Annotated in this window: 10 protein-coding genes and 1 tRNA gene; 5 read left to right on the top strand and 6 right to left on the bottom strand. The window is 69.0% G+C overall.

Annotated elements, in window-relative coordinates; all coding sequences use genetic code 11:
- Nucleotides 1-26: 26 nt before the first annotated feature.
- On the top strand, nucleotides 27-806 hold the full coding sequence (pstB, locus tag RF650_RS11225) for a phosphate ABC transporter ATP-binding protein PstB (protein ID WP_368814943.1): 780 nt from the start codon (nucleotides 27-29) through the stop codon (nucleotides 804-806).
- A gap of 207 nt (nucleotides 807-1,013) precedes the next feature.
- On the opposite strand, the gene RF650_RS11220 is transcribed toward pstB, so the two are convergent.
- The 4 genes from RF650_RS11220 to glsA form a co-directional block, all read right to left on the bottom strand.
- Entirely contained in the window at nucleotides 1,014-2,045 is a 1,032-nt protein-coding gene (locus RF650_RS11220) for an anion permease (RefSeq protein WP_368814942.1), read from the bottom strand.
- 6 nt (nucleotides 2,046-2,051) lie between these two features.
- Nucleotides 2,052-2,669, bottom strand: a complete 618-nt coding sequence (locus RF650_RS11215; RefSeq protein ID WP_368814941.1) for a hypothetical protein — start codon at nucleotides 2,667-2,669, stop codon at nucleotides 2,052-2,054.
- Nucleotides 2,670-2,925: 256 nt separating this feature from the next.
- Nucleotides 2,926-3,546 (bottom strand): hypothetical protein, encoded by a 621-nt coding sequence (locus RF650_RS11210; RefSeq protein WP_035959140.1) that lies wholly within the window; start codon nucleotides 3,544-3,546, stop codon nucleotides 2,926-2,928.
- Between the two features lie 43 nt (nucleotides 3,547-3,589).
- Nucleotides 3,590-5,431: a glutaminase A gene (gene glsA / locus RF650_RS11205; RefSeq protein WP_368814940.1), complete on the bottom strand. Its 1,842-nt coding sequence runs from the start codon at nucleotides 5,429-5,431 to the stop codon at nucleotides 3,590-3,592.
- Nucleotides 5,432-5,709: 278 nt separating this feature from the next.
- On the opposite strand from glsA, the gene RF650_RS11200 reads away from it, so the two are divergent.
- Nucleotides 5,710-5,785, top strand: a tRNA-Lys gene (locus tag RF650_RS11200).
- Nucleotides 5,786-5,928: 143 nt separating this feature from the next.
- On the opposite strand, the gene RF650_RS11195 is transcribed toward RF650_RS11200, so the two are convergent.
- Nucleotides 5,929-6,327: an SRPBCC family protein gene (locus RF650_RS11195; RefSeq protein WP_368814939.1), complete on the bottom strand. Its 399-nt coding sequence runs from the start codon at nucleotides 6,325-6,327 to the stop codon at nucleotides 5,929-5,931.
- 100 nt (nucleotides 6,328-6,427) lie between these two features.
- On the opposite strand from RF650_RS11195, the gene RF650_RS11190 reads away from it, so the two are divergent.
- The 3 genes from RF650_RS11190 (at nucleotide 6,428) to RF650_RS11180 (ending at nucleotide 11,432) form a co-directional block, all read left to right on the top strand.
- Nucleotides 6,428-7,468 carry a hypothetical protein gene (locus RF650_RS11190; protein ID WP_368814938.1) on the top strand — a complete coding sequence of 347 codons (1,041 nt, stop codon included), beginning with the start codon at nucleotides 6,428-6,430 and terminating at the stop codon, nucleotides 7,466-7,468.
- A 598-nt stretch (nucleotides 7,469-8,066) separates the two neighbouring features.
- Nucleotides 8,067-10,217 (top strand): ATP-dependent DNA helicase RecQ, encoded by a 2,151-nt coding sequence (locus RF650_RS11185; protein WP_368814937.1) that lies wholly within the window; start codon nucleotides 8,067-8,069, stop codon nucleotides 10,215-10,217.
- Nucleotides 10,218-10,298: 81 nt separating this feature from the next.
- Nucleotides 10,299-11,432 (top strand): glycosyltransferase, encoded by a 1,134-nt coding sequence (locus RF650_RS11180; protein ID WP_368814936.1) that lies wholly within the window; start codon nucleotides 10,299-10,301, stop codon nucleotides 11,430-11,432.
- Between the two features lie 22 nt (nucleotides 11,433-11,454).
- Here RF650_RS11180 and RF650_RS11175 read toward each other — a convergent pair whose 3' ends face one another.
- On the bottom strand, nucleotides 11,455-12,957 hold the full coding sequence (locus RF650_RS11175) for a lipopolysaccharide biosynthesis protein (protein ID WP_368814935.1): 1,503 nt from the start codon (nucleotides 12,955-12,957) through the stop codon (nucleotides 11,455-11,457).
- Between the last annotated feature and the right edge of the window lie 9 nt (nucleotides 12,958-12,966).

Genomic DNA, 12,966 nt, shown 5'->3' with positions numbered 1-12,966 from the left:
ACCATTCGATCTAAGGAAACACACCCATGTCGAAACGAATCGACGTCGAAAACCTCAACGTCTACTACGGCGATTTCCTGGCGGTCCAGGACGTCAGCATGAACATCGAACCCCGCTCGGTCACAGCGTTCATCGGTCCCTCCGGTTGCGGCAAGTCCACGTTCCTGCGCACCCTCAACCGCATGCACGAGGTGATCCCGGGTGCTTACGCCCAGGGCAAGGTGCTGCTGGACGGGGACGATCTCTACGGCAAGGGCGTGGACCCCGTGACTGTGCGCTCCATGGTGGGCATGGTGTTCCAGCGCCCCAACCCGTTCCCCACGATGTCCATCCGCGACAACGTGCTCGCGGGCGTGAAGCTCAACAACAAGCGCATCTCGAGCAAGGACGCGGACGAGCTCGTGGAGAGCTCGCTGCGCGGCGCGAACCTCTGGAACGAGGTCAAGGACCGTTTGGACAAGCCCGGTTCCGGTCTTTCCGGTGGTCAGCAGCAGCGGCTGTGCATCGCCCGCGCAATCGCGGTCAAGCCGGACGTGATCCTCATGGACGAGCCGTGCTCCGCGCTGGACCCCATCTCCACGCTCGCGATCGAGGACCTGATCAACGAGATCAAGACCGATTACACCGTGGTGATCGTGACCCACAACATGCAGCAGGCGTCCCGTGTGTCGGACAAGACCGCGTTCTTCAACATCGAGGGCACGGGCAAGCCCGGCTGTCTGATCGAGTACGCGCCCACCACGGACATCTTCAACAACCCGCAGAAGAAGGACACCGAGGACTACGTGTCCGGCCGCTTCGGCTGATCCGCGTCCTCGCGCACGCGAACGGTGCCCTCCGTCTCGGAGGGCACCGTTCGCTGTGCACGCCCGGGGGTACGACGGCGCTCCGGCCGGACCCGGGGGTACGACGACGCACGCACCGGGAGCGCGCAGCGACCCGCACCGTGCGACGTCGTCAGCCTCCGCGTGCCCCGATCGTGACGCGTGCCCCGAGCGAACCGCGGGTACGGATCAGGCCGCGGGGACCTGGATCAGCGGGGAGGCCGCCAGGAACAGGATGGCGGAGACCACGCCGCACACGGGGACCGTGGCGACCCACGAGGCGATGACCCGCAGCACGGTGGCGTGATACACGGTACGGAACTTCTGGGCGGAACCCGCGCCCAGGATCGCCGCGGTGGTGGTTTGGGACGTAGAGAGCGGAATGGGGGAGAGGAACCCCCCCACGAACAGCAGGGCGCCGGACACCGTTTGCGCCGCCGCTCCGCGCAGGGGATCCAGCGTCACGATGCGTGCGGAGAGGGTGTAGGAGATCCGCCAGCCGCCCAGCAGGGTACCGAACGCGAGACACGCCCCCACGAGCACCGTGAGCCACACGGGGATGCTGTCCCGGGAGAGGTTGGGGTTCACGATCAGTAGGAGGACCAACAGGATCCACAGCGTGCGCCGGGCGTGCTGGATCCCGTGTCCGAAGTGGATGGCCGCGGCACCCGTGGCCTGCACGACCCCGGCGCGGAAGTTCACGCGTCCCGGGGTCTCGTGGCGTACCAGGTACACGATGGGCACGACCAGCAGGAACGCGAGCCCGAACGCGATCACGGGGGAGATCAGCAGGGGGAGCAGCACGTTCCAGGAGAAGTAGGAGCCCATGGCCAGGTGTTCGTCGTAGAGCCCCGCGGCGCGTGCTCCGAGCAGAGCACCCACCACGGCGCCGCCGATCGCGGCGGTGGAGGACGTGGGCATGCGCCACCACCACGTGAGGAGGTCCCACCCGATGGCCGTGAGTAGGGCGCACAACAGGGCCACCACGCCCGCGTCGTTGAGGGGGATGGGGATCTCGAACGAGATCAGCCGGTCCAGGACCAGCCCCACCAGGAGGGCGCCCATGAGGTTGAACACCGCTCCGGTCCACAGGGCCACACGGGGTGTCAGGGCGTTGAACCGTACGGGCAGGGCCACGGCGTTGGAGGCGTCGTGGAAACCGTTGACGACCGTTAAGACCAGGGTCAGGAGGATGCCTACGCCGGCCAGTAACTCTGTCACGGCGCGTTAGGACTCTGCCACGAGGATCCGGCCCACCTCTGCGGAGACCTGGCCCAGGGCGCGTGCGGCATCGAAGAGCTGGCGGGCGGCGTCCATGCGGCGGATGGCCTGGGCCGTCTTGAACTGCTCCAGCAAGCTCGCGCGGTACACCCGGTGGGTCCGTTCGGCCTGGCGCGTGAAACGGATCATCTCGAACCAGTAGTCGTCCAGCTCGTTCAAGCTGGTCAGCCGGCCCATGGCCTTGGTGGTCATGAGCGACATGTGCTGGATCACCGCGAGCTGCTCGGTCGCGTGCGAGGTGGGCCGCTCCAGCTTGTACAGCTGGTGGGTCTCGGCACTCGCCACGAGGCACTGGACGGCTCGCAACAGCCACTGCCCCAGGATGTAGACGTCCTGGCGCGGGATGGGCACCACGTACGAGGAGCGCGTGGTGGTCATCAGGGAGAAGTAAAGGTTGGTGCAGCGGTCCTCGGTGTCCAGGAGGTCCGTGATGGGGCGCTGCCAGGTCTTGTCGATCTGCCCGATGTGTTCGGCGAGCTGATCCACCGCGGTGCCCACGCACTGGGACATCTGGACCAGGAGCTCGGTCACCCGCTCGTCCTCCGGGAAGATCCGAAAGGCCATCCGTTCGTCCTCCCGTCGAACCGTTCACTTTTCGGCCGTCACTGTACCGAACGAAAGTTAACCAGGGGGACATGTGGATCTTGTTGAGGGGGCGGTGCCGGACCGGGAGCGCCTCTCGGCGGAAGGCCGCTCGTAGCGGCTAAATGATGGAGCCCGGGGCTGCCACGGCCCGACACCTGCCTCCATCATAATCCCCGACCCCGGGGGCGCCGCAAAGCGGTCCGTCCGGACGAGGACGCCCCGCGGGGGCAGTCCCTTACTCGAGCGCACCCCTGCGCCACGCGGCGGCCGCGGACTCGAGTTCCTCCGCGGTGCGGATCAGGCGGGGGATGCGGCGCCACGGATCGCGCACGCCGAGGCTCGAGATGTCCAGCGTGCGTTCCTGGCCCGTGGCGATCACGCGGCAGAACGCGGCGGAGCGTTCGAGAGCGACGTCGAACTCGCCGTCGAACGCGCCGGAGAGGATGGCGTCCGCGACCTCGCAGATCTCCTCCGCGCCGGGCGGGTCCGCGACGCCCGCGACCACGTTGGACACCTGCGCGGTCTGCTTGCCCGCGGCGAACCAGCGGCCCATGCGGTAGGGGTCCTTGCGGGCGGCGGCGCGCAGCGCGTAGAGCCGCCACAGCGCACCCGGGAGGGACACCGCGGGGGCCTGCGCCCACATCTCCGCGATCCCCTCGAGACCCTGCTCGTCCGTGAGCCGAACGAGGCGATCGTGGACCACCGGATCCGCGGATTCCCGGCCCCGCGACACGAGCGCCTGCGCGGCCAGGTGGGCCGCCTCCGACACTCGGGCGGGGTCCGTGCCGCCCTCGTGGGCGTCGAACTTCTCGGGGGAGAACTTCACGGGCGAATGATGCGTGCGGCGTTCGGACATGCGCCCGAGTGTACGCCGCGCACCTTTCACGGGGCTCGGCGGATCAGTCGACCGTGTGCGTCTCCCCGGCCTGCTGACGCCAGCGTTCCTCGATGCGCAGCAGGGCCTGCTGGGACACCGCGCGCCACCACCGCAGGGCCAGCCGGGGGTCCTCCTCCTCGATCTCCTGGATCGCCTCCGGGGAGAGCCTGCGCGCGGAGACGTCCGTGAGCGCGGTGAAGCTCACCAGATGGCGCATATTGGTACCCAGGGCGATCTCACCGAAGCTCATCCCCGGGCCGATCACCTCCAGTTCCACGCGGTCACCCTGCGGTGAGCGCCGGGAGACCTCCACGTTGCCGGACGTGACCATGTACACGCCGTTGAACTTCTGGCCCGTGCGCAACACCGTGGTCCCGGCCTTCCAGTCCACGGACTCGGTGCGTGAGCGGATGCACTCCACGTCCTCCTCGCCGAGCGTGCTCAGCAGTTCGGAACGGGTGGAGTGCACCTTGTCCGGGGTGCACTCGGGGCCGCCGAAGCGCTCCAGGATCTGGTCCTCGGCCCACGTGAGGGCCTCGGCGCGCGTGGCGAAGACCGTGAGCGGGTGTTCGAGGTTCCGCGTGTTCTCACCGCTCTTCTCCGCGACGAGAACCATGTGGTGGCCCGTCTTCTCGATCTGTTCGGCGGTGCGGCTGAGCATGGGCAGGACGAAGCGGGCCATATCGTCCACCTGCCGGATGTCCACGAGCACGTAACTGGACCTGCGGGCGGCGTCGCGCACCGTGCGCACCGCGGTCTCGGCCCCGGCGAAGCGCAGATCGCCCTGCAGTTCGATGATCCGAGCGTCCTCGCCGTGCGCGTCGAGCACCTCGGTGGCGGCCTCGTTGCGCCGCACCAACGACGGCGCTTCCGCCAGGGTGTACTCGGAGCGCACCGTGGAGTGCCCGTTGCGTTCCGTGCGGGCGAAGTGCAGGTCCAGGTCCTTGGTGAGCCGTTCGCATGCGGCCACGCCGCGCACGGAGTTGCCGTGGCGGTCCAGGGGCGGGGAGAACACCGCGACCGCGAGCTGCCCCGGGAGCACGGTCACCACGCCACCGCTGACCCCGGACTTGGCGGGCAGGCCCACGCGGATGGCCCAGCGCCCGGCGTCGTCGTACATCCCGCACGTGCTCATCACGGACAGCACGTCCGAGACGACCTCGGGGTCCAGGACGCGCTCGCCGGTCACGGGGTTGCGCCCGCCGGCCGCGAGCGTGGCACCCATGCGGGCCAGGTCCACGCAGTTGAGCATGATCGAGCACTGGCCGAAGTAGTCCTCGAGCGCGCCGGTGGGATCCCCCTCGATGATCCCCCGGGACGCGAGCAGCCAGCCCAGCGCGCGGTTGCGGTCCCCGGCCTTGTGCTCCTGCGACTGGATGTTCTTGTTGATCCGCAGCTGCCGGCCCGCGCATCGGGAATGCAACCGCAGGATCCGTTCCATGCGCGTGCCGTGGGACGTGTTGCGCACGAGGGACGTCGCCGCGATCGCGCCCGCGTTGATCATGGGGTTCGCGGGGCGTCCCGTCTCCGGCTGCAGTGAGATCTCGTTGAAGGCGTCACCGCTCGGTTCCACGTCGATCTTCTCGAACACACCCTCCGGGCCGCGGTCCGTGAGCGCCTGGGCATACGTGAAGGCCTTGGAGATGGACTGGATGCAGAATTCGAGCTTGGTGTCCCCGGCCTGGTAGAGCGCGCCGTCCACGGTGGCCACGGCGATCCCCACGATGTTCTCGTCCGCGGCCGCGAGCTCCGGGACGGAATTGTTCACCGTGCCGTCCGTCAGCGGGCGCAGGTCCTCCACCACGCGGCGCAGGTACTCGGTGACGGGGGAGGGGCCCAGCTTGGACATCGCGACGGTGCTCATGGGTCATTCCTCGAAGGCTCGGCGGGAACCCCGCGGCGGGCTGCGCACGCCCCGGGTGTCGTCTCCTCCCAGGGTCCCATATTGCGGACGGGCCCGGTCGACGACGACGCCGCGCGCTCGCCCACGGCGCGGTGGCTCGTCGCGCCGCGCGGTGCGGCCCGCTGGGCCCGCCCGTGGTTGCCGTCGGTGCCGCGCGGGAGGCCGCTTCCCGAACTGGAAATGCGCCCGCGCTGCGGTAGAGTAGCCGTGCTCGGTGGCGGTAACTCGCGGCTGGGCACGCGCCTTTAGCTCAGTTGGTAGAGCAGTGGACTTTTAATCCATGGGTCGTGGGTTCGAGCCCCACAGGGCGCACCACCTCCCGGAACCGGAGACCATGTGCCCCGTGGCGATCACGATCGCGCGGGGCATTTCCGTGTCCGCTCGCATTCGGGGCCCGGGGCGAGCAGCCTTCGGCGCCCCGGACCTGCCCGCGTGCAGCGCCTCTGGCAGAGTCGCGCTCAGTGCGCCGGGCCGACCCGTACGAGGCGCGCGAGCGCCCAGCCCATGAGCGGGCGGTAGGCCAGCAGGACGGGGGCGGGGCCCTGGAGCCTGACGTCCGCGCGGGAACCGCCGCTCGGGGTGGGAGCGACATCGTGCGTGAGCTCCAGCGTCACGGGACCCACGCGCACGCGCCAGGACCACGAATGCAGGTTGGCGCGGACGCTCATCACACGGAACGCCGCGGGCACCACGCCCAGGGCCGTGACCACGCCCGAGGTGCCGGGGGCCAGGGTGGTGGAATCGGCGCGGACGTTCGTGAGGTGGGGAGCCCACACGGTCCACAGATCGAGGCGCTCGTAGTGCTGCCACACGTCCGCCGGGCGAGCGGGGCCGGTGCGGGTCACGGTCATGTCCATGGCACCAGTGTGCCCGGGATCCGCGCGGACGGGGGCGTCACGCAACGGTAAGCCCACTGTCGATTGTGGGGCGAGCCGGCGGACTGGGATCATGGGGCGGATGGACCCGGCCTATCGCGTAGACGTCTTCACCGATCCCGGGCTGTGCTCCGCGATCTTCAGTCGATTGCAGCACCGCCACGGCGGGGACGGCTTCGGGGACTACGAGCTCGTGCGCCGGGACAGGACCATCCCCCTGCGCCCCGACAACAGCCTGGACGTGGACGCCGTGCGCGCGTGGTCCCGCGAGGGTGAGGCCGATTTCCAGGTCGTGATCACGGAGATCCCCCGGCGGGCGGGCAAGCTGCCCAAGATGGCGGAGCTGCACTTCGAGGACGGGCTCGTGATCATCTCGCTGCCCGCGCTGGGCTGGCGGGGGCTCACGATCAAACTGGAACGCGCCATCTTCGACTCCCTGGACACCCTGGCCCATCAGGACCTCCCGGACGTCCAGGACCGGCGTGTGCGCTTCGGAGTGGTCCACGAGCAGGACGTGGACACCGGGCGTTCCGTGTTCATTGCGTCGCCGTGGTGGTGGCCAGGTCGCATCCGCCTGGTCCTGGGCATGGTGCGCACCAACCAGCCGTTCCAGGACGTCACCAAGCTCAAGCGCATGTGGGCGGCCGCCTCGGCCACCGGCGCGTTCGGCGTGTTCTACTCCTCCATCTGGCAGATGTCCCTGGCGTTGCCCTCGTGGCGGCTCGCCCTGATCTCGCTCCTGGCGGTTGGGGCCATGGTGGGGTGGCTGATGTTCAGCAACCGCCTGTGGGATCCGCCCCGGCGGCTCGGCAGTCGCGTGGAGGCCGCGATGTACAACGCCTCCACGATCGCCACGCTGCTCGTGACGGTTCTCACGTTCTACACCGTGCTCATGGCGGGGATCCTCGTGGCCGCTCTGGTGGTGATCGAAGTCGGATACATGCAATCCGTGATCGGAGTCTCTCCCTCGCTGAGCAACTACGTGGACATCGCGTGGCTCTCTGCCTCGCTCGGCACGATCGCCGGTGCTCTCGGGTCGAACTTCGACAGCCACGCGGACATCGAGCGGTTGACGCAGGGTCAGCGGAACGCCGAGCGGGTCGAGAAGGACGACGACCACTGACACGGGTCCCCATGACGGGCATTTGGGGCGTCCGAGCTGTCCCCATTTTGCGCTACGAATCAGCGCCGTCGTCCGGTCGATTGCGCGCAATGGAAGCGGGGAATCGGCCTCCCACCTGGGAGAACATGCGCTTGAGTTGGTTTGTCCACAAAACTGCGATGGGTCTTGCGTGACGCGGTGACCGCTGGAAATCCTGGTGCGGACGTGTCAGCATATTCATGTCGCAACACGGGACATTCAGTGATGTGCGGTCATGACCGGGGGGAATACGGGCCGCACGTCGATGACGGATTCGTACGCGTTCCACGCTGGGGGGCGTGGTGTGTCCGGGTCACCCGTGAGGCGACGGTACGAGGTTCATGCCGGGGGGCATGTGCTTCGAGCGGACCTGATCCGCGCCGGTTCTCCGGCATATGCGTCCGCTGCGCAGCATGGACTCCTTCGGGGGAATGAGTCCTGGCGCAGCGGACGCAACGCGTTAAGGGGTCGTACGCCCGACCCGGCGCGTCATGGGGCCTGATGCAGAGGGCCGCGCCTCGCGCCGTGGTGGGCGCTCCGGTCGCTTCTGCGTGTCCGAACCTGCTGGGACACTCGAGTCATGACCGCGCCCGCGAACACCGCACCCCTCCGGGACCGAGCCCTGCACCACCTCCGTGAGCTCACGGGGAACCCGCACGCCGATTTCCACCCCGGTCAGTTCGAGGCCATCTCCGCACTCGTCCAGGAGCACCGGCGGGCACTCGTGGTGCAGCGCACCGGGTGGGGGAAATCGGCGGTGTACTTCCTGTCCGCGCTGTTGATGCGGGCCCAGGGCTACGGCCCCACGCTGATCATCTCCCCGCTGCTCGCACTCATGCGGGACCAGGTCGCGGCGGCCCAGCGCGCGGGTGTCCGCGCCGCGGCCATCTCGTCCGCCAACCCCCCCGAGTGGGCGGAGATCTCCGCGGCACTGGATCGCGGTGAGATCGACGTCCTGTTGGTGTCCCCGGAACGCCTCAACAATCCCCGTTTCCGGGACGAGCAACTCCCACAGCTCGTCTCCCGGCTCGGACTGCTCGTCGTGGACGAGGCCCACTGCATCTCGGACTGGGGTCACGACTTCCGCCCGGACTACCGGCGAATCAAGGACCTGCTCGCGGACCTCTCGGACTCGGTGGCCGTACTGGCCACCACGGCCACCGCCAACGAACGCGTGATCGAGGACGTCCGGGAGCAGCTCGGGGTGGGCTCCGGGTACCGCGGCGAGGTGTTCACCCTGCGCGGTCCGCTGTCCCGCGCGTCCCTGCGGCTCGGCGTGCTGCGACTGCCCTCCACCGCCACACGGCTCGCCTGGTTGCTCGAACACCTGGACCAGCTTCCGGGCAGCGGGATCATCTACGCGTTGACCATCGGGGCGGCGGAGGACACTGCCCGAGCGCTGACGGAGGCGGGCCATCCCGTGGCGGCCTACACCGGTCGCACGGACGCGGCGGAACGCGAGGAACTCGAGGTCGCCCTGAAGGAGAACCGGGTCAAGGCCCTTGTGGCCACGTCCGCGCTGGGCATGGGCTTCGACAAACCGGACCTGGGTTTCGTGGTGCACCTGGGAGCGCCGTCGTCCCCGGTGGCGTACTACCAGCAGGTGGGGCGCGCGGGGCGCGCGACCGACACCGCGGACGTCCTGCTGCTACCGGGCGGCGAGGACCGGGAGATCTGGGAGTACTTCGCCACCGCGTCCATGCCCACCGAGGAGAAGGCCACCGCGGTGCTCACCGCGCTCGCGGAGAACGGCGGCCCGTTGTCGGTGGCGGCTCTCGAGCCGCGGGTCAACATCAAACGCTCCCCGCTCGAGCTGTTGCTCAAGGTACTCGCGGTGGACGGCGCGGTGGAACGGGTCTCCGGCGGCTGGCAGAGCACGGGCCGGCCCTGGACCTACGACGCCCCGCGTTACGAGCGGGTGCGCAAGGCCAGGATCGCGGAACAGCAGGCCATGATGGATTACCAGTTCACGAGCGAGTGCCGCATGCGCTTCCTCACCCGCCAGCTCGACGACGCCACCGCGGAACCGTGCGGTCGGTGCGACGTGTGCGCCGGGCCGTGGTACCCCACCACCGTGCATTCCGACGCCTCCGCCGCCGCGGACGCCGCCCTGCACCGGGCCGGTGTCCCCGTGGAACCCCGCGCGCAGTGGCCCACCGGCATGGATCGATTGGGGTTGCAGGCCAAGGGGAAAATCCCGGAAACGGAACGCGCCGAACGCGGCCGCGCCCTGGCCCGGCTCACCGATCTCGGATGGGGGCAGCGGTTGCGGGAAATCTTCCGCTCGGACGAGCACGGCGATCCCGTGGATTCGGTGGTCACGGCGGACCTGGGACGCGCGAGCATCACCGTCCTGGCGCAGTGGGACTGGCAGGAACGGCCCACCGCGGTCGTGGCCATGCCGTCACTGTCCCGCCCACAGCTCGTGGACTCGCTGGCCCGCGGGCTCGCCTCCGCGGGGCACCTGCCGTTTTGGGGCTCGCTCGAACTGAACCCGGACGTCCCCCGCGGCTCCCACGGCGGCAACAGCGCCTACCGGCTCGCCGAGGTGTGGGACCGGTTCCTGGTCCCGGAGCCCCTCGCGGAACAGTTGGCGCGGGCGCCGCGGGCGAGCGTGCTGCTCGTGGACGACCTCGTGGACAGCCGGTGGAGCCTCACGGTCGCGGCCCGGCAGTTGCGCCACGCCGGGGCGGACGCGGTGCTGCCGTTCGTACTCGCCGCCCAGGCGTGAATCGGGCCGCCGTGGGATGGATCGGGCACTCTTAAGGGGACACCCAGGCGACGGGAAACGTGTGTAAATTATCCTTGCGACATGGTCGAACACCCGCAACCGCCGCTCGTGGACATCGTGATCCCGGTCCATTCCACCTCGCGGCCTTTGCAGCGGGCCGTGTCCTCGGCATTGCGTGCGGCCCCCGGTGCGGCCCCCGGTCAGTGCCGGGTGACGGCGGTCGCGCATCACCTCACCGCCGAGCAAGTGCATTCCATGGTGAGCGTCGAGCAACGCGCCGTGGTGGACGTCATCGAGTCCGAGGACCGGGGGAGTACCGCGGCCGTGCCGCGCAACGAGGCGCTGCGACGGACCAGCGCCCGCTACATCAGTTTCCTGGACAGCGACGACACCCTGGATCCCGGCGCGGTGACCCGGTGGCTCAGGATCGCCGAGCGGCGCGGTAGCGACCTGGTCATGCCCTTCCAGCACCACGAGAACCCGAGGGTGGACATCACCCCCATCGTCAGGCCGTTGCGCCGTTCGGATCTGGATCCCGTGAAGGACCGCCTGGGGTACCGCAGCACGGCATTCGGACTGATCCGTATGTCCGCGGTCAGGCGCACGGGGGCTCGCTTTGACGAGTCTGCGAGAACGGGTGAGGACCAGTCGTTCGTCATGGCCCTTTATGCGGGGGCACACCGGATCGATCTCGCGCCCGGTCTCCCCGGGGTGCTGATGCATGCGGATGGTACGGACCGAGTCTCGCGCCAGCTCCTCCCGATCCGAGAAACCGTGGCAGCCGCCCTGGATCTCGGTCGCGAACCCTGGTTCGCAGGGGTTCCGGACGAGCTGAAGCGGTCCTACATCCTCAAGTACATCCGCGTGAACTTCTTCCCCGCTCTGGAACACGCCGTGCGCTCGGGGGCGTGGGACGCCACCTACGCGCGGTCGGCGAACGCCGTGTTCGGCGAACTGACGCAGTACGCGCCGCACGTCGCGGACCAGCTCTCGCGGGCGGACCTGCGGGTCGCGCGGTTATTGTCCCCGGGCACGGGGGAACAGGAGTTGCTCACGGCCCTGGCCGAGCGACGTCGTTTCGCCACGCCGGACGCGCTGCTCACCGAGCGCTGGACCCGGGTGCTGGGCCGGCAGGCACCCCTGCGGGTGGTCGCCGCGAGCGCCGTCCAGATCCTGCGTTACCGCTGGGCGCTCGCGGCAGGGTCGCGGAACTGAACCGACCGCCGTCGCGAACGGGTCAGCCGCGACGGAGCCTGCGCCTGACCATGTCCACACGCGGTGCGAGATCACGCCATGAGATCACACACCACAGCGCCAAGAATCCCACGGTCGCCAGGACGGTCACGAGCACGCCCTGATGTGTGAACACGAGCCACAGCCCGGCCAGGATCAGCACGTACCCCAACACCACCCGGAGCATGAGACCGGACCACTTCATGCGGTCGTGGACCCACACAATGATCAGCGGCCCCACCGCACTGATGAGGCAGCCGACCAGGTACCCCATGGCCGCGGCCATGACACCGAGCCGCGGACCCCACCACAGGACGGTGGCGACGCCCAGGGCCAGCCCGAGCGCGTTGCACGCCGCGAGTGCGCGGACCCCCCAGCTCTCCCCGCCGTTGAGCCGCGAGTTGGAGGCGTTGAAGCTCGTGGCGGAGACCGCGAAGAACAGGACGATGAGCAGGGGGACGGCCCCGGTGAACTCCTCGGCGCGGGCGTTGTAGAGCCCGTGGATCACGTACGGCGCCCAGAGGATGCCCACGCCGAACACGGGCAGGAACATGAGCACCATGACCCGCAGGATGGAATCGAGCTGCTGTTTCATGCCGGCCATGTCCCCGGCGGTGAACATGCGGGCCACGGCCGGCGCGAGGGCCACGAGCATGGAGGAGGAGAGCATGCTGGCCGGCGTCGCGATGCTCACCGCGGCGGAGTACTGACCCACCGCGGCGGGGGTGTCGTAGTGCTTGCCGAGCATCATGGACAGCTGCAGCAGACCCGAAGCGGTGAGGATGTTGATGGACGCCCACGCCGTGAACGAGTTGATCTGCCGTTTGAGGGATGTGGGCAGCGGGCCGCCGGAACGGTGCGGCCAGCCCGGGATCGCGTAGATCAGGTAGCCCAGGCTCAGCGGCACCAGCAGCAGCGGTGTGAAACCACCCAGCAGCACCACGACCAGGAGGGTCAGGGTGATCCCCGAGCTGATGCAGTCCCACACGGCCGTGGTCACGAACTGGTTGTTGCCGGTGCGCACACCGCGTACGAAGTTGTAGGCGGACAGCGCGATCACCAGCAGGCCCGCGGACAGCGCGTAGCTTGGGGGCAGGTGCAGGAAGTACGTGGCCACCACGACCGCTACCACGGCCAGCACCGCCGAGGCCAGGGCCGCGGTGCGTGACGTGTAGACCGCCACGGACAACTGCTCCTCGCGGTGTTGCTGACCGCGCGCCATGGCGATGAACTTGGCCGCCGCGTTGCCCGAGGCCTGCGGCCACAGCAGGACCAGGAACAGGGCCAGGGAGATGGCCAGGTTGACGCGCCCCAGGATCTCACTGCCCAGGATGTTGCCCACCAGCAGGCTGTATCCGAAACGGGAGAGTCCCTGCACGAACACGGCGATCACGGTTAACGCGAACGACGAACCGATGGGGTTGTCCCGGTTCTCGTGATTCGGTGGGGGGAAGAGGATTCCCCGCCACCGCCGAGAGGGGGAGCCTGAGGTGGGGGAGGATGTCACATCCTGGAG

Origin of the sequence: Kocuria sp. CPCC 205297, from assembly GCF_040981035.1 — a bacterium.
Classification (GTDB): Bacteria; Actinomycetota; Actinomycetes; order Actinomycetales; family Micrococcaceae; genus Kocuria; species Kocuria marina.
This window is presented reverse-complemented; position numbering and strand designations above follow the sequence as displayed.